The 20874-nt window shown below is 43.2% G+C and carries 19 protein-coding genes and 1 pseudogene; 13 read left to right on the plus strand and 7 right to left on the minus strand.

Annotation, left to right across the window (positions count from 1 at the left end):
* Positions 1-195 precede the first annotated feature (195 nt).
* Positions 196-1494, plus strand: coding sequence for an isocitrate lyase (gene aceA, locus LOR49_RS04810; RefSeq protein WP_420830399.1), 1299 nt, complete (start codon positions 196-198; stop codon positions 1492-1494).
* 517 nt (positions 1495-2011) lie between these two features.
* On the opposite strand, the gene rraA is transcribed toward aceA, so the two are convergent.
* Positions 2012-2494, minus strand: coding sequence for a ribonuclease E activity regulator RraA (rraA, locus tag LOR49_RS04815; protein ID WP_240375025.1), 483 nt, complete (start codon positions 2492-2494; stop codon positions 2012-2014).
* Between the two features lie 219 nt (positions 2495-2713).
* Here rraA and LOR49_RS04820 point away from each other — a divergent pair, with 219 nt between their 5' ends.
* Positions 2714-3700: a diaminopimelate dehydrogenase gene (locus tag LOR49_RS04820; RefSeq protein WP_240375026.1), complete on the plus strand. Its 987-nt coding sequence runs from the start codon at positions 2714-2716 to the stop codon at positions 3698-3700.
* A gap of 212 nt (positions 3701-3912) precedes the next feature.
* Positions 3913-4095, plus strand: coding sequence for a cold-shock protein (locus LOR49_RS04825; protein WP_240375027.1), 183 nt, complete (start codon positions 3913-3915; stop codon positions 4093-4095).
* Between the two features lie 91 nt (positions 4096-4186).
* On the opposite strand, the gene LOR49_RS04830 is transcribed toward LOR49_RS04825, so the two are convergent.
* On the minus strand, positions 4187-5020 hold the full coding sequence (locus tag LOR49_RS04830) for a mechanosensitive ion channel family protein (protein ID WP_240375028.1): 834 nt from the start codon (positions 5018-5020) through the stop codon (positions 4187-4189).
* A 354-nt stretch (positions 5021-5374) separates the two neighbouring features.
* Here LOR49_RS04830 and LOR49_RS04835 point away from each other — a divergent pair, with 354 nt between their 5' ends.
* The 4 genes from LOR49_RS04835 (at position 5375) to LOR49_RS04850 (ending at position 7998) form a co-directional block, all read left to right on the plus strand.
* On the plus strand, positions 5375-5926 hold the full coding sequence (locus LOR49_RS04835; RefSeq protein ID WP_240375029.1) for a peroxiredoxin: 552 nt from the start codon (positions 5375-5377) through the stop codon (positions 5924-5926).
* Positions 5927-6055: 129 nt separating this feature from the next.
* Positions 6056-6514, plus strand: a complete 459-nt coding sequence (locus LOR49_RS04840) for a TlpA disulfide reductase family protein (RefSeq protein WP_240375030.1) — start codon at positions 6056-6058, stop codon at positions 6512-6514.
* A gap of 208 nt (positions 6515-6722) precedes the next feature.
* A complete protein-coding gene (locus tag LOR49_RS04845; RefSeq protein ID WP_240375031.1) occupies positions 6723-7388 on the plus strand; it encodes a potassium channel family protein in 666 nt (221 codons plus the stop codon).
* Positions 7389-7527: 139 nt separating this feature from the next.
* Positions 7528-7998, plus strand: a complete 471-nt coding sequence (locus LOR49_RS04850) for a YtxH domain-containing protein (RefSeq protein ID WP_240375032.1) — start codon at positions 7528-7530, stop codon at positions 7996-7998.
* 68 nt (positions 7999-8066) lie between these two features.
* On the opposite strand, the gene rnjA is transcribed toward LOR49_RS04850, so the two are convergent.
* Together rnjA and LOR49_RS04860 are read right to left on the minus strand one after the other, a co-directional pair.
* Positions 8067-9734, minus strand: a complete 1668-nt coding sequence (gene rnjA / locus LOR49_RS04855) for a ribonuclease J1 (RefSeq protein ID WP_240375033.1) — start codon at positions 9732-9734, stop codon at positions 8067-8069.
* 2 nt (positions 9735-9736) lie between these two features.
* Positions 9737-9946: a DNA-dependent RNA polymerase subunit epsilon gene (locus tag LOR49_RS04860; protein WP_240375035.1), complete on the minus strand. Its 210-nt coding sequence runs from the start codon at positions 9944-9946 to the stop codon at positions 9737-9739.
* A 520-nt stretch (positions 9947-10466) separates the two neighbouring features.
* Between LOR49_RS04860 and LOR49_RS04865 the strand changes: the two genes are divergently transcribed.
* The gene (locus tag LOR49_RS04865) at positions 10467-11243 is read left to right on the plus strand and encodes a Cof-type HAD-IIB family hydrolase (RefSeq protein ID WP_240375036.1); all 777 of its coding nucleotides are present in this window, start codon (positions 10467-10469) and stop codon (positions 11241-11243) included.
* Between the two features lie 35 nt (positions 11244-11278).
* Here LOR49_RS04865 and def read toward each other — a convergent pair whose 3' ends face one another.
* Positions 11279-11824: a peptide deformylase gene (gene def / locus LOR49_RS04870; RefSeq protein ID WP_240375037.1), complete on the minus strand. Its 546-nt coding sequence runs from the start codon at positions 11822-11824 to the stop codon at positions 11279-11281.
* 136 nt (positions 11825-11960) lie between these two features.
* Positions 11961-12080, minus strand: a pseudogene (locus tag LOR49_RS17695) (YjcZ family sporulation protein); the annotation flags it as partial.
* Positions 12081-12380: 300 nt separating this feature from the next.
* Here LOR49_RS17695 and LOR49_RS04880 point away from each other — a divergent pair.
* The 5 genes from LOR49_RS04880 to lpdA all read left to right on the plus strand — a co-directional run bounded on the left by LOR49_RS04880 (position 12381) and on the right by lpdA (position 18487).
* A complete protein-coding gene (locus tag LOR49_RS04880) occupies positions 12381-13097 on the plus strand; it encodes a YkyA family protein (RefSeq protein ID WP_240375039.1) in 717 nt (238 codons plus the stop codon).
* Positions 13098-13639: 542 nt separating this feature from the next.
* Complete coding sequence (gene pdhA / locus LOR49_RS04885) at positions 13640-14683, plus strand: pyruvate dehydrogenase (acetyl-transferring) E1 component subunit alpha (RefSeq protein WP_240375692.1); 1044 nt, start codon at positions 13640-13642, stop codon at positions 14681-14683.
* A 3-nt stretch (positions 14684-14686) separates the two neighbouring features.
* Complete coding sequence (locus LOR49_RS04890) at positions 14687-15664, plus strand: alpha-ketoacid dehydrogenase subunit beta (protein ID WP_240375040.1); 978 nt, start codon at positions 14687-14689, stop codon at positions 15662-15664.
* A 109-nt stretch (positions 15665-15773) separates the two neighbouring features.
* Positions 15774-17069, plus strand: a complete 1296-nt coding sequence (locus LOR49_RS04895; RefSeq protein ID WP_240375041.1) for a dihydrolipoamide acetyltransferase family protein — start codon at positions 15774-15776, stop codon at positions 17067-17069.
* A 2-nt stretch (positions 17070-17071) separates the two neighbouring features.
* On the plus strand, positions 17072-18487 hold the full coding sequence (gene lpdA / locus LOR49_RS04900; RefSeq protein ID WP_240375042.1) for a dihydrolipoyl dehydrogenase: 1416 nt from the start codon (positions 17072-17074) through the stop codon (positions 18485-18487).
* A 540-nt stretch (positions 18488-19027) separates the two neighbouring features.
* On the opposite strand, the gene LOR49_RS04905 is transcribed toward lpdA, so the two are convergent.
* Positions 19028-20632, minus strand: a complete 1605-nt coding sequence (locus LOR49_RS04905) for a glycine betaine uptake BCCT transporter (RefSeq protein WP_240375044.1) — start codon at positions 20630-20632, stop codon at positions 19028-19030.
* Positions 20633-20874 lie beyond the last annotated feature (242 nt).

Below are 20874 nucleotides of genomic sequence, written 5' to 3' on the forward strand. Positions count from 1 at the left end.
TAAATGTTGAATTAACAGGGTTTACCAGTAATTAAAAAATAGATTAAGAAGAATTTTCTAAAAAAGGTGTTGCATAATAAGAGCTGCTGTTATATGATAATAACCAGTTAGAAATACTGTAGTAAAACAGATGAAAGGAAAGAGAGCCCAGGATAGGAGTTGGCTCACACTATTACTTTAAGGGAGATGAAAGATATGGGGAACATTCAAGAACAGGCTAAAGAATTGCAGGCAAAGTGGGAGAACGAAGAGCGCTGGATTGGTGTCGAACGGCCGTACGGTGCCGAAGAAGTAGTGAAACTGCGTGGTTCCCTGCAGATTGAACATACACTAGCTAAACGGGGAGCAGCTAAATTGTGGGAGCACCTTCACACTGAACCTTATGTGAATTCTTTAGGAGCGCTTACCGGTAATCAAGCAATGCAACAAGTCAAAGCCGGCCTGAAAGCAATCTACTTAAGCGGCTGGCAAGTAGCAGCCGATGCGAACTTATCCGGACACATGTATCCAGACCAAAGTCTTTACCCGGCTAACAGTGTACCAAGCGTTGTCAAACGTATTAACCAAGCGTTGCAGCGTGCGGACCAGATCCAACACATGGAAGGGGAAGGGGACATTGACTACTTTGCCCCAATTGTAGCCGATGCAGAAGCTGGGTTTGGCGGCCAATTGAACGTATTTGAATTAATGAAAGGAATGATAGAAGCAGGCGCATCGGGTGTTCACTTTGAAGACCAGCTCGCTTCCGAAAAGAAATGCGGGCATTTAGGGGGGAAAGTATTAATCCCAACACAGACAGCGGTTCGAAATCTTGTGGCGGCACGCCTTGCTGCTGACGTCTGCGGAACAGACACGATTATTATGGCACGTACGGACGCAAATGCAGCGGATCTTATTACGAGTGACGTCGACCCTGTTGATCATGAGTTTATTACAGGTGAGCGTACGTCAGAAGGATTTTACCGGACTCGCGCCGGCTTAGACCAAGCGATTGCCCGTGGACTCGCATATGCTCCTTACGCGGATCTCATTTGGTGTGAGACAGCGAAGCCGGATCTTGATGAAGCAAAAAGGTTCGCGGATGCCATTCATGCAAAATACCCTAATCAAATGCTCGCTTACAATTGTTCGCCATCCTTTAACTGGGAGGCTAATCTGGATAAACAGACGATTGAAGATTTTCAAGCAGAGATCGGAAAAATGGGATACAAGTTCCAATTTGTCACACTCGCAGGCTTCCATTCTCTGAACCACAGCATGTTTGAGCTTGCCCGCGGCTACAAAGAGCGTGGAATGGGAGCATATTCAGAGTTACAGCAAGCTGAATTTGCAAGCGAAGCAGAAGGCTATACAGCAACTCGCCACCAGCGCGAAGTAGGAACTGGGTATTTTGACGAGATTTCACAAGTTATCAGCGGAGGCACTTCTTCAACAACTGCAATGGCTGGTTCCACAGAAGCCGCACAATTTAACCAGGAAGCAACGAAATCATAGTTACAAGAATATTAGAAACTGTCTCCATATGAACGGAGGCAGTTTTCTTGTGTGATAAAACAGTTTGGAGTGAAAAATAAAGAGGCTGTATCAAAAGCCTTTAACAAAAAAGCCATGAGGCCATCTAGTAAGATGGGAACCATGGCAAGTGACCATTTGGTTATCTCATAAAAAATCGCCTTCTTACATTAATGGGTTGTGGTGACTTCATTATACTGAAAGAGGCGATTTTTTTGTGTGTTTGGCATAAAAATGTTAGATTGTTTTTTCGTTCCACTACTTTGAATGGCGATTAGGTGAGACGCCTGCGGGAAAAGCAAGAGCGGAAGATCCACCGACGGTGATCTTCCGTCGGTTAGCTGAAGCCTTGCCCGCGGCAAGCGAACCTGAAGAGCCATCTATCTGAAAGGGTATTAATTAATCTTAACGATAAATTTTATAGAATTAAAAAAGGGCTGTCAAAAGGTCATTTTTTTTGACCTTTTGATACAGCCCCCAGCTAGTTGAAAGAGTTCGATCAGTCCAATATTAATTCTTTATCAGATAAAACGATACCGTCATTGTCAGCGTATGCCCAGGCGTCGGGCTTCCAATCGACATTGGCAAAACGGAGGGCGATATTCGTTTCGCCTTCGCCTTTTTTGATCGACTTAAATGGATTGGTAGAAATCGCCCGCACTCCGACATTCATGCCGTTGATCTCTTCCGAATCTCGGATACATCCGAAAATAATCACCCCGGCAAGCTCACGCTTTTCAGCAATCGCAGCTAAGTTGTCTCCCATAAGGGCGCAGCGCATTGAACCACCACCATCAACGACAAGAACACTACCGGAAGGTATCGTTTCTAACGCTTTTTTTACTAAAACATTGTCCTCAAACACTTTCACCGTATGTATCGGCCCAGAAAAACTAGCTTTTTGGCCGAATGATTGGAACATAGGGTTCGCAAGTTTCAGTTCATCGCGGTATTGATCAGTTAAATCTGCAGTTAGCCCCATTTACTTTCCTCCTGTATGTAAAAGTTTTGTCCTTCCATTTTGTAGTGATTCCTATTATTCGTTTAGCCCTTGCCCTTCTCATAAGAAAAGATTCGACAAGTACTCAAAAATTCCTCCATCATATCAGGAAATAACAAATAGTTGTACAAAGAAAAAAATTAAGATACTCTATTTTTAGCTGTTTATATGACAGTAAATCACATAGTTGGAGGGAATAATGTGGGATCAACGATTAGAATAGGGATTGCAGGTTATGGAAACCTTGGAAAAGGGGTCCAGTCAGCCGTAAAACAAAATGATGATATGACTTTGGCAGCTGTGTTCACACGAAGAGACCCGGGGAGCCTGGATGTTGGGGACTCGTCCGTAAAAGTAGTTTCAATGGAAGATGCTGAGCAATATAAAGATGAGATTGACGTAATGATTTTGTGCGGCGGATCAGCGTCCGATCTGCCGGAACAAGGCCCGCAACTGGCGAAGATGTTCAACACTGTGGATAGTTTCGACACCCACGCGAAAGTGAACGAGCATTTTGCTGCAGTTGATGATCCGGCTTTGGAAGCGGGAAACACGAGTATTATTTCGATTGGCTGGGATCCTGGATACTTCTCTTTAAACCGTCTTTTCGGAGAAGCAACCTTACCGGAAGGGGAAACGTATACATTTTGGGGGAAAGGATTAAGCCAAGGACATTCAGATGCTGTTCGGCGCGTGAACGGGGTAAAAGCAGGTGTGCAGTATACGATCCCGCTTGAGGAAGCCGTTAACAAGGTAAGAAACGGGGAAAATCCAACATTGGAAACGAAAGAAAAACACTTCCGCGATTGTTACGTTGTTCCAGAAAAAGGCGCCGACACGGATGCCATAGAAAACGAAATCAAGACAATGCCGCACTATTTTGCGGATTACGAAACACGAGTAAATTTTATCAGTGAAGATGAACTGAAGAAAAATCATTCATCCATGCCCCATGGAGGCTTTGTCATTCGCAGCGGGAAAACAGGAGAGGACACAAGGCAAATCATTGAATACTCCTTGAAACTCGACAGCAATCCGGAATTCACGTCAAGCGTTCTTGTGACTTATGCGAGAGCTTGCTATCGGATGAACAAAGCTGGCCAGACAGGGGCGAAAACAATCTTTGATGTAGCCCCGGGGTTTCTTTCCCCAAAACCGGCTGATCAGCTACGTAAAGAATTGTTGTAAACACGTCATACCCCCTCGTTTGTTGTTTCTAAGCAGTAAGGAAATGCGATATTTCTTTTTGAACGACGACATAGACTGCTGTGGCGTCGTTCTTTCTACACAAATGTACTATCTCTTTGCGGAAAACTTGACGAAAACCCCTTTCCCCATGCCCAAGTATTTGGGAGCAAAATGTGGTATACTAATCTTAGGATCAAGAAAGGGATGGGTGTATGGCTTTTTATAATAACAAAAAAGAAAAACCACCGGAAGTTGAAACGACCGTCTGGGCTTGCACGACGAATGATTGTACAGGTTGGATGAGAGAGAATTTCACTTTTGAGAAAGAACCCCGTTGTCCTTTTTGTAATTCAGAGATGGTTAGAGAGGTAAAAACACTGCCGCAAATTAGTTAATATACCAGATTGCTAAAAAAGACCGCCTTCTCATGGGAAATGTCCTTTTATAAAGGGTGCATTTTACTAAGAGAAGGCAGGTCTTTTTTTATTACTGTTTTTCTACATTAACTTGATGAGGGTATGGAATCTCAATCCCATTTTCATCAAGTGCTTGTTTACAAAGTAGACGCAGTTTACGCTCAATTCCCCATTGTTCCATATTTTCTGTCTTACCAAGGATGCGAATGGTTACTTCGGAATCTCCGAGTGCCTGCACACCTAAAACGTCAGGTCCTTCTTTGATCAGCGGCTCTTCAGCAGCAAATTTATCGCAGACTGCTTGGAGAATGCGGATGGCTTCTTCTGCATTGTCCTCATACGAGATACCGATATCAATCATCGCTCGCATATTTCCACGAGAATGATTGTTAACGGTAGAGATTTCACGGTTGGGAATGAAATGAAGTGTCCCGTCGAAGCCGCGAATCTGTGTGGTGCGCAGTCCTACCTCTTCTACAACACCATCAATACCAGCGACTGTGACGTAATCCTCCACATCAATCTGCTTTTCCAGTAAGATAAAAAAGCCAGTAACAATATCACTTACCAGTCCTTGTGCTCCAAAACCGATTGCTAGTCCGACAACACCGGCGCTTGCGATTAGCGGTGCAATCTCAAGCTCAAAAATACCGACAATAACAGTCACGAATACAAAAAGTAAAACATAAGAAAACACATTGATGCTTAACTTTAGTAGAGTTTGCAGACGGCTTGGATGCATATTGCGTGAGTTTTCCATCCGAGAAAACGATCGCGTAATAATTTTTTTCCCAATCGCTCTCGCTATTAAAAAGCCGATAAAAGCAAGGATGACTTGCAGGGCAATAAGAAGAGCCCCGCCTAACAAAGTTTCCCATAACCCATTGGCTAACCACTCTGTCATTATGTACACTCCTCTGATTTTTTCTAGTATCTCTTACCCGTATGACAAGTTTCGAAACATGAGTAAGCCACACTAGAGTATAACATAACGAAAAGTGGACAAGCAGAATGTTTTACATTTGAGGTAGTATTCGGTAATGTGAAACTTAGAAATGAGAATAATTGATGTTTCTTCTCAAAAAGATTTTTTATAAGGTTGGTTTTATATTGCACTGTAAAGGGCACAATAATCTAGGTAACAGTAAGTAGTTGTTTATTTAAATTTATTATAATTTAATATTGACTTTAATCTAGGAGTCGTATTATAATAATAATTGTTAAATAACCTTGAAAAATACTTAAAGGAGTGTCGAAAATGAGTGAAAAGCGTATGGTTGCAAAACAAGCTCCACGTTTTGAAATGGATGCAGTAATGCCTAATAAGGAATTCGGTAAAGTTAGCTTGGAAGAAATGATGAAGGAAGATAAGTGGACAGTTCTCTTCTTTTACCCAATGGACTTTACATTCGTCTGCCCGACTGAAATCACAGCCTTAAGTGATCGTTATGATGAATTTGAAGATCTGGATGCGGAGGTAATCGGTGTATCAACGGATACCATTCATACCCATAAAGCGTGGATAAACACCTCCCGTGATGATAACGGGCTTGGCGAACTCAAGTACCCTCTTGCTGCTGACACGAACCACAAAGTTTCCGAAGAATTTGGTGTGTTAATTGAGGATGAAGGTGTAGCGCTTCGTGGGCTTTTCATCATCAGTCCTGAAGGCGAGCTCATGTACTCTGTTGTCAACCACAACAACATCGGTCGTGATGTAGATGAAACATTGCGTGTCCTTCAAGCTCTTCAAACTGGCGGACTATGCCCAGCAAACTGGAAGCCAGGCCAAGACACTTTAAACGTTTAATAAGGTAGTTATTGCAATAAGTGGGAAGCATAGAAAGAGGTCTAGCTAAAATGTTAGACCTCTTTCTTTCACGGCTGGTGTTCACTACCATACGATATACAAACATTATAACAGAGGGGGACCATTTTTATGGCTCTTAAATTACGATCAGAGATGCCTGAACTTACCGGTGCAACAACTTGGTATAACGGCGAAGTTTCTAAAGAAGATTTACTTGGTGATAAGCCGACGTTGATTCATTTTTGGTCTGTTAGCTGTGGTCTTTGTAAAGAAGCAATGCCGAATGTGAATCAGTTTCGTGATGACTACAAAGACGAATTAAACGTCGTTGCGGTGCATATGCCGCGATCAGAAAAAGATCTTGACCTTGACGAAATAAAGAAAGTGGCTGACGAGCATGAGATTACACAGCCGATATTCGTTGATAACGAGCATAAACTAACAGATGCATTTGAAAATGAATACGTTCCGGCATATTATGTATTTGATGAAGAAGGTCAGCTTCGTCATTTTCAAGCTGGCGGTGGAGGCATGAAAATGTTGACGAAGCGAGTGAACCGTGTTCTTGGTAAAAACGAGAAAAAGTAACCTAACGGAAGACATCTTCCTTTGGTCACTAAACAAAACGAAAAAGCATCTACAAATTGAGAACACAAGAAAAAGGACTTGGACTATTCCAGTCCTTTTTTATTATGCATGATATATCCCACGGCCACCGAGCTTGTGATTTTGCGCAGCCACCTCTTTTCAGTTAAAATGATACACATAGTAAGCGAAATGACAGTGGAGGCAGACGATGAAAAAACAATTCGCTGTAATCGGGCTTGGACGATTTGGAGGCAGTATTTGCAGAGCGCTGGCATCGGAGGGGATGGATGTGCTCGCGATAGATCTAGATGAAGAGAAAGTGAAAGAATATGCTTCGATTGTGACTCAGGCAGCTATTGCTGACACAACGGATGAAAAAGCATTAAAAGGGCTTGGCATTCGTAATTTCGACCACGTGATTGTGGCGATCGGGGATAATATCCAAGCAAGTATCTTAACCACGCTTATTCTCGATGAAATGGATGTCCGGCATATTACAGTCAAAGCGCAAAATGACTATCATGAAAAAGTGTTAAGACGCATTGGAGCGGATGAAGTTGTTCATCCAGAGCGTGATATCGGTGTACGGATCGCTCATAATGTTGTGTCGCGAAATGTCCTTGACTACTTAGAACTATCGGATGAATACAGTATTGTTGAGTTAGCTGCCGGTAACAAATTAGACGGCAAAAAAATTATTGATTTAGATCTGCGTTCGAAGTACGGCTGTAATATATTGGCAATTAAAAGAGGAGATGATATTCACGTCTCTCCTGAGCCGGAGGAGTCGCTCCAAAATGGAGATGTCCTCATCGTTATCGGTGCAGATGAAGACATTAATCGAGTCGAAAACTACTGGATCGACGAGGCTTAACCGTGCTAATATGCGATAAAACTATTCTCTCTCCGCATTTCTTGGTTTGAAGTGGCGTGTAGTGTGGTAGATGAGGAACAGGCAGTTGTTCAATGCAATTGTACCGGTAGTTTACAATTAATAAATGGGGTGAATGAAAATGACGCAGCAAAAAAGTAAGTTAGGATCGGGATTATTAGCCGGATTGGCTATTGGTTTTGGCATTGCTCTGATTGATAAGAACACACGGCAAATGATGATGGATAAAACAAGAACAACGAAGCATTCAGTGACCCGTCTGGCGGCTGATGTCAGGGAAAACCCAAAAGAAACGAAGGATCAGCTGATGGAAAGAGTTCAGGAGGCTTCATCGATATTACGTGAGGCCGCGAACGATCTCCAGGCGCTCTACAATAGATCGAGCGGTGATTTATCAGATAAGTTAAAAGAGATTCGTGAAGATTCGAAAGAGGTACTGAGTTCCTCTAAAGAAGCGAAGGAAGATTTACAACAAGTCAGTGAGAAGGTAAAAGAAGCAAAAGAAGAGCTAGTTACAGGGAACGGCAGTCAAAATGATATAGAAGACAAGGAACATTTTGATACTGCAACCCACGATTACGACCGTAGATAGGATGCTCCACCGGAAATGTAAAACAAAAAGGTTGTCCTCGCACTTACAGCGGACAACCTTTTTCTCGTTTAAACTTCCATAATAATTGGTAGTATCATTGGACGGCGCTTTGTTTTATCGTATAAATAAGGCGCGAGCTGTTCAATGACTTCATTTTTTATCTCAGACCACTGAGTCGTCTTTCGTTCCATAATATTCTGTAGATGCTTCTCAAGCATAGCCTGGGCATCGTTAATTAAATCACTTGACTCCCTCATATATACAAAACCTCGAGAAATAATGTCTGGACCGGCTGCAATTTTGAAATTTTTCATATCAATACTGACGACCACCACAACAAGGCCTTCTTCTGATAAAATACGGCGGTCACGCAGCACGATATTACCGATATCCCCAATCCCATGACCGTCAACGTAAACAGCACCGGAAGGGACCTTCCCTGCAACTGCTGCACTGTTTCTCGTTAAGGCGAGAACTTCACCATTATCTAATATGAAAGAATTCTCTTCAGGAATGCCACAGTCTTTTGCCAGCAGAGTATGCATTCGCAGCATTCGGAATTCACCGTGAATCGGCATGAAATATTTGGGATTAATAAGACGGAGCATTAATTTTTGCTCCTCTTGGCCACCGTGTCCGGACGTATGAATATTACTAAGGGTACCATGAATAACGTTGGCTCCCGCACGGAACAGCTGGTTAATAATTTTGTTGACAGAAAGCGTGTTACCAGGAATAGGAGAGCTGGAAAAAACAACCGTATCCCCGGGGATTATCTGAATCTGCCGGTGGGTCCCGTGAGCGATCCGTGAAAGGGCTGCCATCGGCTCTCCTTGGCTTCCTGTGCATAAAATCGCAACTTGATTATCTGGTAAACGATTCAGTTGCGACGTCTCTACGAAGGTTCCTTTAGGAGCGCGGATATAGCCAAGCTCTTGTCCGATGGTGATAGCTGATTCCATACTTCTGCCGAAAACAGCGATCTTTCTACCTACTTGAACGGCTGCCTCCACGGCTTGTTGCAAGCGATAAATATTGGAAGCGAAAGTCGCAAATATAATTCGTCCTTCGGCTTGCTGGAAAATGTTATCTATGCTCTTACCTACTGTTCTTTCGGACATGGTGAACCCCGGCACTTCACTGTTCGTGCTGTCGGATAACAAACAAAGAACGCCTTCTTCACCAATCTTGGCCATTTTCGCTAAGTTGGCCGGTTCCCCTACTGGAGTAAAATCAAACTTAAAGTCACCCGTATGGACAACGTTGCCTTCTGGAGTATGAACGACCATTCCAAGAGAATCAGGAATACTATGGGTTGTCCGGAAGAACGAGACAGATGTTTTTTTAAATTTGATCACTTGGTCTTCAGCTATGACATTCAGTTTGGCCCGTCGTAAAAGGCCATGCTCTTCTAGCTTTCCTTTAATTAGCCCAATCGCAAGTGGTCCGCCGTAGATCGGCACATTCACTTCCCGAAGCAAATAAGGAACGCCACCGATGTGGTCCTCATGTCCGTGTGTAATAAAGAGTCCTTTTATTTTATTTTTATTTTTTGCAAGGTACGTATAATCCGGTATAACATAATCAATCCCCAGCAATTCATCCTCCGGGAACATAATCCCTGCATCGATCAGAATAATTTCATCTTGGTATTGTATCGCGTACGTATTTTTGCCAATTTCACCCAAACCTCCAAGGGCAAAAACAGCGACTTGGTTCTTTTTAATTTGCTTCATTTTTATAAACTCTCCACTTTAAAATCTTCTTTGCTTTTTTCGAATGCAAGGAGGTCTTCCGAAACAAGCTGGATAAATTCAATGTTAATACCTTTGTCCGCTAATTTTTTACGAACTTCACGTTCTGATTCCGCTTCGACGAACATAGCGGATGTATTCTCCCTGACAGGTACTTCCGTGAAATTCTTTTGATAAAAAACTTTAAAAATCATAATTCAAATCTCTCCTCTTTCTGTTCTTCTCTTCTATAATTAATGAAGAAACACCGCCTGCTGTTAAGCAGGCGATATCTCCTAATATAAACGTGTTAATAAGGATTTTGACAGTATTATTATAATGGTGGATAATAACAGCCGACTCTACATTCGTTGTATTATAATACAACGGAATTCAGATGAAAATATTGGGACCGCAAGTATTCAATTAACAAATTGTAATCGATTTGGCTTTTTTTTTCAACTAAACAGAAAGAGGAAGCGATACCTATGCAGGAATATACCGGTTTCCAGGAAGCAGATCGCGGCAGCGTCTTAGCAGTTTTTTACGCCATTTTTTTAACATAATCGATCTCCTTTCTTTGTGAACATTCAACTCATTCGTTAGTGTGGCTTATTTAAGTATTTTTTTTCACTGAAATAAATGGCAAGTCAGGTTTTATACCCGTTAATTAAAAATGTGGTAAGATTACTTTCAATCACCCAAAAAAAGCAGCGAATGAGAAGAGGTGGGTTCATGACAGAGCCAAGGATTGTATTTTTTGATATTGACGGAACGTTATATACGGAAGAAATGACATTGCCCACATCAGCGAAGGAAGCAATCAGGGAGTTGCAAGAAAAAGGAATACACACCGCAATCGCCACGGGAAGAGCACCATTTATGTTCGAAACGTTGCGTAAGGAGCTGAACATCGATACTTTCGTCAGCTTTAACGGTTCTTACGTCGTGGTGGATGGAAAGGTGATCCGCAAAAAGCCGCTAGACACAAATACGATTGTCTCCCTGCAAAAGACGGCTGAAGCAAGGAAACATCCGATGGTTTTTCTAGACCATGAAAAAGCAGCTGCAGACATAGGAGATCACGGTCACATTGCCGAAAGTTTGGGGTTTTTGAAAGTTCCATATCCACCGGTCAGTAAAGATTTCTATAAAGAACATGATATTTATCAAGCTTTGCTATTCTGTGAGGCAGAGGAGGAAAATAACTACGTAGATCAATTTGACACCTTGCATTTTATTCGGTGGCACCCACGTTCTCTCGATATCCTGCCGGCTGGAGGTTCGAAAGCAGAAGGGCTCCGGGCTGTTACTGATTATTTAGGTTATTCGATGAACGAAACAGCAGCTTTTGGAGATGCACTTAACGATATTGAGATGTTAGAAGAGGCCGGAATAGGGATAGCCATGGGAAATGCGTTTCAAGAAGTGAAACAAGCGGCCGATTTAGTGACCTCATCTGTTCATGAAAACGGGGTACGTACGGGGCTCGAGAGGATCGGGTTATTATAAAAAACGAGCGTGGAAAAGATTTCCATGCTCGTTTTTTATAGTTTTGGGAGATCTCTTTTGAACTTTCCGTTGTAATCGGCTATCCGATCATAAAACATAATTCCATTCAAATGATCAAGTTCATGTTGAAAAACAATTGCCGGCAACCCGCGAAGCCGGAGCTTAATTGTTTCATTTTCCAAGGTAGTTGCCGTAATGGTGATCCGCTTATAGCGCGGCACGATGCCAGGAACGTCTCGGTCTACTGATAAACAGCCTTCGCCCCCCTCTAAGTGAGTCTCTTCAATAGAATGACTAACCATTTTAGGGTTAAAAAAGCCATAGCTATACAGGTCGTCGTGTTCATCTGTTACATGCATGGCAAACATTCTTTTCGTAACACCTAGTTGAGGAGCAGCTAGTCCTACTCCTGAACGCAATTGGTGTTTCTCAGCTATTTCCGGGTTCTGGCTGTTTTTTATGAATTCCAGCATTTTTGTTAGCGTTTCTCTATCTTCTGCTGTCGGCGGCAGTTCCACTTCAGCGGCTACTTTGCGTAAAGCGGGGTGGCCTTCCCGAACGATATCTGTCATCGTAAGCATGTCCCTCGATCACTCCTACATACATTGAGAAATATTAGTATTCATTAAGTATAGCAGAAATGCTTTTTGCAACAAAGAAAAAGTAGGAAGGCCGGCAGCAGGGCTATATTGCCTGCTGCCGGAAACCTTGTTTTTGTTAGTCTCTACAACCGAAATTAGATGCGCCAACGATAATGAGGAGAATGAACAAGACGACAATTAAAGCAAAACCGCCGCCGCGTCCGTATCCTCCCCCGCAGTGTCCACCGCCGTACCCGTAACCACCGACTGCGCCGCCGCAGTTGCCGACTGCACCGCCGTAGCCTCCTACTGGTCCGCCGAAACCGCATGGATCATAACCTTGGTTGCCCCACATATGATCTGCCTCCTTGTAGAAAAAATCAACCCACTTTTTGGGGGTTTCCCTATAACAGTATGCAACGTTCTTTGTATGTGAGTGGGCGGTAGCAAAAATATTTTGGTTATTGAATTAGCAGGTACATTGATTTAGAATAAAAAATGCACAATAGCAAAATTTAGCGATTTATGGTAAATAGATGTTGCAGGGAGGAGAAACGTGGTGCGATTAGGATATAAAAAAAGTATGCTGGCATGCGGACTGGCAGGGATGATTTTACTTCTTGGTGCATGCGGAAAATCAGCAGAAGAAAAAACTTATGCTCATTTAGAGGAGGCAGTGTCGATTGAGAGCTCTTTTCAAGAGCAACAGGATCCATTGCGAAAACTGGAGGAAAAGGAAGAAAGTCTCTATGAAAAAATGCTAACTCTTGATTCAGAGGAGACAGATAAAATCCAGAAACATTCCAAACAAGCAGTTGAGTTAGCTAACGAACGTGAAGACTTGCTAAATAAGGAGAAAGAAAGTATCGAAGCGGCGTATGAAGAATATAAAAAAGCAGTAGAAGACATGAAAGACGTCGAAGGAGCAGCAAAAGAAGTGAAGGCAGTGCAGCAAGCTATGGATGACCGCTACGGTGCTTATCAGTCACTTCACGAAACGTATCTGACCGCAATAAAAAAAGATGTGCAACTTTATAAGAGCCTCACAAAAGAAAACTTAACATTGGAGACACTTAAGAAAAAGATCGATGCTGTCAATGATACATACGCAGATGTTGCAAAACAGAGCGAGAAATTCAACCGTTTTACGGATCAGTATAATGAAGCTAAAACAGCTCTTTATGAAAAGGCCGGCTTTGAACTCAAAAGCTCTGGGACGGAAAAAACAGATGACAAGAATAAATCTACAGAAACAGAAGAAAAGAAAGAATAACGACAGAAAAAGGTTGTTTGAAGAGACGAACAGATTACTTGTCTTTTGAGGCAGCCTTTTTTCATGTTTGCATATGAATCCGTTTACAATCAGAATAACTGTATTTAAAAGTTTTCTTAATGATATATAACAGTTTGGAGAAATGAGAGTTTGTTTCCTAATATAAAAACCGTAAAGAGTGTTACAACTAAAAAGGTTGACGAACATTTTGGTTCTGGTATATTCTAAACATTGGGTCGGGTTGTTTCATTTCGAAAACGAATAATTTGAAACAGAGCACTCGATTTAGAAAGGTATATGTAAGATTACAGGCGCCTGGGGAAGGGTATCCTATCGCAAGAGAGGTAAAAGAGTGATGTTTTAAAGAGAGATGGTTACCCTAAAATATATAAAATAGCACACGATAATACGATTGTAGCGAGCTAAGCATTACTTGCTTAACCTCTGCTGCATCGTCCACCAGGATGATAACCGTGAATGAAAGGAAGAGGTGAACATTTGTGGCTGCTAAAACATTGGAAGAAATAGAAAGTCACTTTGAAATGTTTCAGGTTTTAAATGAAAAGGGTGAAGTAGTTAATGAAGACGCGCTTCCGGACTTGACAGATGATGAATTGAAAGAGTTGATGGAGCGTATGGTTTATACGCGCATTTGGGACCAGCGTGCTATTTCGTTAAACAGGCAGGGACGGCTCGGCTTTTATGCACCGGTTGCCGGCCAGGAAGCTTCCATGCTCGGTTCACAATTTGCATTGGATAAAGAAGATTGGATTTTGCCGGGTTACCGCGATGTACCGCAAATTGTTTGGCACGGGCTCCCACTGTATCAAGCGTTTTTATACTCTCGTGGTCATTTTCACGGGGGTCAAATACCAGAGGACGTCAAAGTACTTATGCCGCAGATTATTATCGGCGCACAGATCGTTCAGACAGCCGGTGTGGCACTCGGCCTGAAACGAAAAGGGAAAGAAAACGTTGCGATTACGTATACAGGTGACGGCGGAGCGTCGCAGGGAGATTTTTATGAAGGAATGAACTTTGCGGGAGCGTATAATGCCCCAGCTATTTTCGTTGTTCAAAATAACCAGTTTGCGATTTCGGTCCCGGTTGAACAGCAGTCAGCTGCCAAAACAATCGCCCAGAAAGCGGTAGCAGCAGGAATACGGGGAGTACGTGTTGACGGAATGGATGTATTGGCGGTATACGCGGCAACAAAAGAAGCACGCGAAAACGCCGTGAACGGCCACGGGCCAACATTGCTCGAAAACGATTGCTACCGTTACGGACCGCATACGATGGCTGGTGATGATCCAACAAGGTATCGCACCTCTGATCTTGATGATGAGTGGGAAAAGAAAGATCCACTCGTTCGTTTCCGGAAATATTTGGAGAATAAAAACCTTTGGTCAGAAGACAAGGAAAATGAAGTCGTTGAAAAAGCAAAAGAAGATGTAAAAGCAGCAATTAAAAAAGCAGATGACACACCTAAACAAAAAGTTTCTGATCTAATTGGAATCATGTATGAAACGCTCCCAGTTACCTTAAAGGAGCAACTCGAAGAATATAGAGAGAAGGAGTCGGAGTAAGCTATGGCGCAAATGACAATGATTCAAGCGATAACGGATGCAATGCGTACGGAGCTGAAAAACGACGAAAACGTACTTGTTTTCGGGGAAGACGTGGGGCAAAACGGCGGTGTATTCCGTGCAACAGAAGGCTTGCAGGATGAATTTGGTGAGGAGCGAGTGTTTGATACTCCGCTTGCTGAATCTGGGATTAGCGGGCTTGCAATCGGCCTTGGTTTAACAGGATTCCGCCCAGTAATGGAAATTCAGTTTTTTGGGTTTTTATTCGAAACAATGGACGGTGTTGCCGGACAGATGGCACGGATGCGTTATCGTTCCGGCGGTCATTACCACTCACCGATTACGATACGCTCGCCGTTCGGCGGCGGGGTGAAAACACCGGAGTTGCACGCTGATAATTTGGAAGGTTTAATGGCACAGTCACCTGGCCTTAAGGTTGTCATTCCATCCACTCCTTACGATGCAAAAGGGCTTTTAATTGCAGCGATCCGTGATAATGATCCTGTCGTATTCTTAGAACACATGAAGCTTTATCGTTCATTTCGTGAAGAGGTACCGGAAGAAGAATACACGGTTGAAATAGGGAAAGCAGATGTGAAAAGGGAAGGAAAAGATATCACGATTGTTACGTACGGGGCAATGGTTCATACTTCATTAAAGGCAGCTGATGAATTAGCGGAAGAAGGAATCGAAGCAGAAGTCATTGATTTGCGTACTGTTAGCCCGGTCGATATGAAGACAGTGGTGGAATCAGTTAAGAAAACGAACCGTGCCATTGTTGTCCAAGAAGCTCAACGACAAGCGGGAATTGCGGCAAATGTAGCAGCCGACATTAGTGAGCAGGCCATTTTACACTTAGAGGCTCCAGTTCTTCGTGTAACAGCGCCGGATACAGTTTATCCGTTCGCAGCAGCAGAGGACGTCTGGCTGCCGGGTACTAAAGATATCATCGGAAAAACAAAAGCTGTTATGCACTTTTAGTGATAGAAATTCGCAGCGAAAGATAGAACGCCGAGAAGAACCTGCGGTGTTCTATCCTTCTGATTTTACGACAGATACAGCAATCAGATAACTAAAGGAGGCAAAACTAGTGGCGTTCGAATTTAAACTCCCAGATATTGGCGAAGGGATTCACGAAGGGGAAATCGTCAAATGGTTTGTGAAACCAGGCGATGAAATTAAAGAAGATGACACGCTCGTAGAAGTTCAAAACGACAAAGCCGTCGTGGAAATACCTTCCCCAGTTGACGGTACGGTGAAAGATGTAAAAGTAGATGAGGGAACTACCGCTGTCGTCGGTGACGTCATCCTTGTTATTGATGACGGTAGTGAAGATACACCTGCGAGCGATGAGGAAGAAAAACCGGACACAAAGAAAGAAGAGAAGCAAGAAGAAGCTCCAAAACAAGAAGAAAAAGAAGCAGAAAAGACTAATGAAACAACTGCTAAAAGTGAAAAAACTGATGAAGACAAGCGTGTTATCGCAATGCCTTCTGTCCGTAAATTTGCCCGCGAAAAAGATGTTTCTATCCAAGATGTGCAGGGAAGCGGTAAAAATGGACGCATCCTTAAAGAAGATGTAGAGGCATTTTTATCAGGTGGTCAAGAAAAGCAAGAAGATACAGGGGCGGAGGACCAAGCATCCCCTTCAGCTGCAACTTCAACTTCTACGCAAGATACAGGTACTTTGGAGGAGCGAGTGCCGCTTAAAGGAATCCGCAAGTCAATTGCGAAAGCGATGGTTAATTCTAAGCATACGGCACCGCACGTCACCCATATGGATGAAGTTGACGTGACCAATTTAGTCGCAAGCCGCAAGAAATTCAAACCTGTGGCTGCAGAGAAAGATATTAAATTAACGTACTTGCCTTATGTTGTGAAGGCCTTAACGTCAGCATTGCGAGAGTTCCCGGCGTTAAATGCTTCAATTGATGATGATAACGAAGAAATTATCTACAAAAAGTATTATAATATTGGTATTGCCGCGGATACTGACCAAGGTTTGGTAGTCCCGGTTGTAAAAGAAGCGGATCGTAAGTCGATTTTCATGCTGGCTGACGAAATTAATCAGCTCGCTGTTAAAGCACGAGACGGCAAATTGACGTCCGAAGAAATGAAAGGCGGATCGTGCACAATTTCAAACTTAGGTTCGGCGCAAGGGCAGTGGTTTACTCCGGTAATCAACCACCCGGAAGTTGCGATCCTGGGAATTGGTCGCATCGAAGAAAAAGCGGTTGTTCGTGACGGAGAAGTTGTCATAGCCCCAATGCTTGCCTTATCCTTAAGTTATGATCATCGGCTTGTCGACGGCATGACAGCCCAACTTGCACTAAACCATGTGAAGCGCTTGTTGAACGATCCAGAATTAATAGTGATGGAGGGTTAATAATGGTTGTAGGAGATTTTCCAGAAGAAGTAGACACGCTCGTCATTGGTTCCGGCCCCGGGGGTTACGTTGCTGCGATACGTGCGGCCCAACTCGGCCAAAAGGTAACAATTGTCGAAAAAGGAAGCATTGGTGGTGTTTGCCTGAATGTCGGGTGCATCCCTTCTAAAGCATTAATTCAAGCTGGTCATCGCTACGATGAGGCTAAATCAGGCGGAGAGGACATGGGAATTACCACCGAAAATGTAAAAGTAAATTTTACAAAAGTACAGGAATGGAAAAATGGCATTGTTAAAAAATTGACTGGTGGCGTCGAATCCCTGTTAAAAGGAAACAACATCGAAATCGTAAAAGGAGAAGCTTATTTTTCTGACGAAAATTCGGTGAAAGTGTCGACAGATGAGTATAAATCACAAACGTACAAATTTAAAAATTGTATCCTTGCTACTGGTACACACCCAGTGGAGCTGCCTAATTTCAAATTTAGCGATAAGATCATTGATTCAACAGGAGCATTGGAACTGACAGAAATACCAGAAAAGCTGGTCGTAGTTGGCGGCGGCTATATTGGGATTGAATTAGCGGGTGTATATGCAAATTTAGGTTCCGAAGTAGTCGTACTTGAAGGGGAAAAACGAATTCTCACCGGGTTTGAAAAACAAATGGCTCAGCTCGTTCAGCGCAGTCTAAAGAAAAAAGGTGTTAAGTTCCATACCCAAGCCAAGGCGAAAAATGCCGAAGAAACGGATAAAGGCGTTACTATAACGGCAGAAGTAAAAGACAAAGAAAAAACATTTGAGGCCGATTATGTCCTCGTCTCCTGCGGCCGGAAGCCAAACACAGAAGAACTTGGTCTCGAGCAGCTCGGTGTCGAGTTGGATGACAAGGGCTTAATCAAAGTTGACAAACAATGTCGTACAAGTAAGAAGAACATTTATGCAATCGGAGACATTGTTGATGGTCCGCAACTTGCGCATAAAGCCTCTTATGAAGGGAAAGTAGCTGCAGAAGCGATCAGTGGTAATGCAGCAGAAGTAGATTATTTAGGCATTCCAATGGTCGTTTTCTCTGAGCCTGAGCTTGCGAGCGTAGGTTATACAGAGAGTGAGGCAAAAGAAGCAGGCTATGATGTTGTTGGAGCTAAATTTCCGTTCCAGGCAAATGGCCGTGCGCTGTCTTTGAACAATGCAGACGGCTTCATGAAGTTGGTAACTCGTAAAGAAGACGGGCTCGTAATCGGTGCACAAATTGCCGGTCCAAGTGCTTCAGACATGATTGCAGAAGCAGGACTTGCGATTGAAGCAGGGATGACTGCAGAAGATATTGCACTCACCATCCACGCCCATCCAACCCTCGGAGAGATCACGATGGAAACAGCCGAAGTTGCACTTGGAACACCAGTGCATATTGCCAAATAATAAACCAAATAAAAGGGGCTGTACCAAAGGTCTCTAAACTGAAAAGTCATGGACACCTCAAAAAAGATGGTGTCCATGACTTTTTTATTCTGTATGCTTCTTTTGACGGCGTATGAACGGACAACTCCAAGCCGGACTTAAGAGGCGGTTTATTTGTGTGATGGGCATAGGAATGGTGGATTGTTTTTTCGTCCAATAATTTGAATGGCGATCAGGTGAGACGCCTGCGGGACGTCGGCTAAACACGGCCACGTCCTGTGGCCAACGCCGACACTAACACGTCCTGTGCGTCGAAGTATGAGCTTTAGCTAACCGACGGTGATCTTCCGTCGGTTAGCTGAAGCTTTGCCCGCGGCAGGCGAACCTGAAGAGCCATTTATACGAAAAGATATAAGCTAATCTTCACGACAAATCTTATAGAATTGAAAAAAGGGCTGACAAAAGGTCATTCTTAAGACCTTTTGATACAGCCCCTCACCGTTGGAATCCCCTTCCTCAAAAATCCAATAAGATTTTAGGTGGGGGAGGATGTCAATGCTTCTAATGATCACGAAGATCTTTTACTTGTTTTTTTAATCTCTCTTTTTCCTTTTTCAACTGTTCTCTCTCTTGTTTTAAGCGGTTACGTTCTGCTTGGATGACTGCTTTGTCGGTTTGAAGAATTGCTTTTTCGCTTCTTAATGCCTTTAAAATAGAGAACACCATTAAGTACATAATGACTGTAAAAGGAAGCGCCGCGATAATCATAGCAGTTTCAAGTCCTGCAAGGCCGCCGAAATATAAAAGAACGGCTGCGGCTGATGATTGGATGAGCCCCCAAATCATTTTGACAGAGATGGGAGGATTTAAGCTGCCGTTTGTCGTTTGCATACCAAGTACGAAAGTTGCTGAATCTGCCGATGTAACAAAAAAAGATACAATTAAAAGAATAGCGAGTGTAATCATCGCAGGTGCTAATGGAAATTGGTCCAAAAGGGTGAACAAGGCGATCTCGTCCCCTAGTGTTGTCATCACTTCATAAAGTTTTCCGCCGAGGGCATTGTCTATGGAAATTCCTGTACCCCCAAAAACAGAGAACCACAGGGCACCGAAAAGAGTCGGAACAGCCAACACCCCTACTACAAACTCGCGGATCGTACGCCCTCTGGAAACGCGTGCAATAAACGTACCGACAAATGGAGACCATGCAATCCACCAAGACCAGTAAAAGATCGTCCAGCTCTCGAGCCAACCTCTATCTCCGGAGAAAGTAGCGGTGCTAAAGCTCATGCTCGGCAGGTTTTGCAAATAATGACCGATCGTCGTTGTAAAGACGTCTAAAATATAAACGGTAGGACCTACAATGAGCAGGAATAACATTAAGCCAATCGCCAAATAAACGTTGGTCATGCTTAGAATGCGAATTCCTTTATTAAGTCCGGTACCTGCCGAAATAAGATATAGAACGGTAATAAAGGCAATCACGATCAGTTGTGTACCGATATTATTAGGGATGAAATCAAAGGTGAAGCTGAGTCCGCCCGTTACTTGAGCAGCACCGAAACCTAACGAAGTGGCTACACCAAAAATTGTAGCAAAGACGACTATCACATTGACAAGTGTTCCGAGTGGACCGTCGACACGATCTCCCAAAATCGGTCGCAGTACAGCACTAAGCACCCCTGGAGAATCGTGACGAAATTTAAAGTACGCCAGGGAAAGTGCGACGACAGAATAAATGGCCCACGGATGAATACCCCAGTGAAAAAAAGAATACTGCAAGGCCGCAGCCGCTGCGGCACTTGATTCGGGCTCTTGTACGGGTGGGCCGTAATAATGGTAAAGTGGTTCTGCTACTCCCCAGAAAACAAGCCCGATACCCATGCCGGCTGTAAATAAGAAAGCAAACCAGGTGAAATAGCTGTATTCTGGTTTTTCATCCGGCTTTCCTAATTTTATTTTGCCATACGGACTGAAAACCAAATAAATCGCAAAAATCACAAATGCAGTAGCGGACAACAAGTAGAACCAACCAAGATTTTCGGAAATAAATGATTGAATACTTCCAAGCACCTTTTCCGTGTTCTTTGGGGCAACCGCACCCCAGATAATAAATAACAGTGCGATGGAGAAAGAGATGTAGAACACTGGTGTCAATTTCCTCATACTAAAAAGAACCACCTTTCCTTACATATTAGCTATTGTGTGAGTTGATGTCTGGTTAGTAAATTGGTTCGACACGTACTGCACGGTATTCTTTTTATTATTTGTCATGACAGACACCCTGATACTAAAAGCACCGCGGATATTATAACATTACCGTATATAGTTGCAACCGTTTCGCAATCAGTACGTATATATATACCCTATCAAAGCATGCCCTAACCAATAGTATGTAGAAAACACTG

It is taken from the genome of Bacillus piscicola, assembly GCF_022458745.1.
Taxonomy (GTDB): Bacteria; Bacillota; Bacilli; order Bacillales; family Marinococcaceae; genus Alteribacillus_A; species Alteribacillus_A piscicola.

What these genes read in the sequence shown, in the direction of transcription:
- aceA (WP_420830399.1), top strand. Translation starts at nt 196, where the DNA reads ATGGGGAACATTCAAGAACAGGCTAAAGAATTGCAGGCAAAGTGGGAG.
- rraA (WP_240375025.1), bottom strand. Translation starts at nt 2,494, where the DNA reads ATGGGGCTAACTGCAGATTTAACTGATCAATACCGCGATGAACTGAAA.
- LOR49_RS04825 (WP_240375027.1), top strand. Translation starts at nt 3,913, where the DNA reads ATGGCTTTTTATAATAACAAAAAAGAAAAACCACCGGAAGTTGAAACG.
- LOR49_RS04830 (WP_240375028.1), bottom strand. Translation starts at nt 5,020, where the DNA reads ATGACAGAGTGGTTAGCCAATGGGTTATGGGAAACTTTGTTAGGCGGG.
- LOR49_RS04835 (WP_240375029.1), top strand. Translation starts at nt 5,375, where the DNA reads ATGAGTGAAAAGCGTATGGTTGCAAAACAAGCTCCACGTTTTGAAATG.
- LOR49_RS04840 (WP_240375030.1), top strand. Translation starts at nt 6,056, where the DNA reads ATGGCTCTTAAATTACGATCAGAGATGCCTGAACTTACCGGTGCAACA.
- LOR49_RS04845 (WP_240375031.1), top strand. Translation starts at nt 6,723, where the DNA reads ATGAAAAAACAATTCGCTGTAATCGGGCTTGGACGATTTGGAGGCAGT.
- LOR49_RS04850 (WP_240375032.1), top strand. Translation starts at nt 7,528, where the DNA reads ATGACGCAGCAAAAAAGTAAGTTAGGATCGGGATTATTAGCCGGATTG.
- rnjA (WP_240375033.1), bottom strand. Translation starts at nt 9,734, where the DNA reads ATGAAGCAAATTAAAAAGAACCAAGTCGCTGTTTTTGCCCTTGGAGGT.
- LOR49_RS04860 (WP_240375035.1), bottom strand. Translation starts at nt 9,946, where the DNA reads ATGATTTTTAAAGTTTTTTATCAAAAGAATTTCACGGAAGTACCTGTC.
- LOR49_RS04865 (WP_240375036.1), top strand. Translation starts at nt 10,467, where the DNA reads ATGACAGAGCCAAGGATTGTATTTTTTGATATTGACGGAACGTTATAT.
- def (WP_240375037.1), bottom strand. Translation starts at nt 11,824, where the DNA reads ATGCTTACGATGACAGATATCGTTCGGGAAGGCCACCCCGCTTTACGC.
- pdhA (WP_240375692.1), top strand. Translation starts at nt 13,640, where the DNA reads ATGTTTCAGGTTTTAAATGAAAAGGGTGAAGTAGTTAATGAAGACGCG.
- LOR49_RS04890 (WP_240375040.1), top strand. Translation starts at nt 14,687, where the DNA reads ATGGCGCAAATGACAATGATTCAAGCGATAACGGATGCAATGCGTACG.
- lpdA (WP_240375042.1), top strand. Translation starts at nt 17,072, where the DNA reads ATGGTTGTAGGAGATTTTCCAGAAGAAGTAGACACGCTCGTCATTGGT.
- LOR49_RS04905 (WP_240375044.1), bottom strand. Translation starts at nt 20,632, where the DNA reads ATGAGGAAATTGACACCAGTGTTCTACATCTCTTTCTCCATCGCACTG.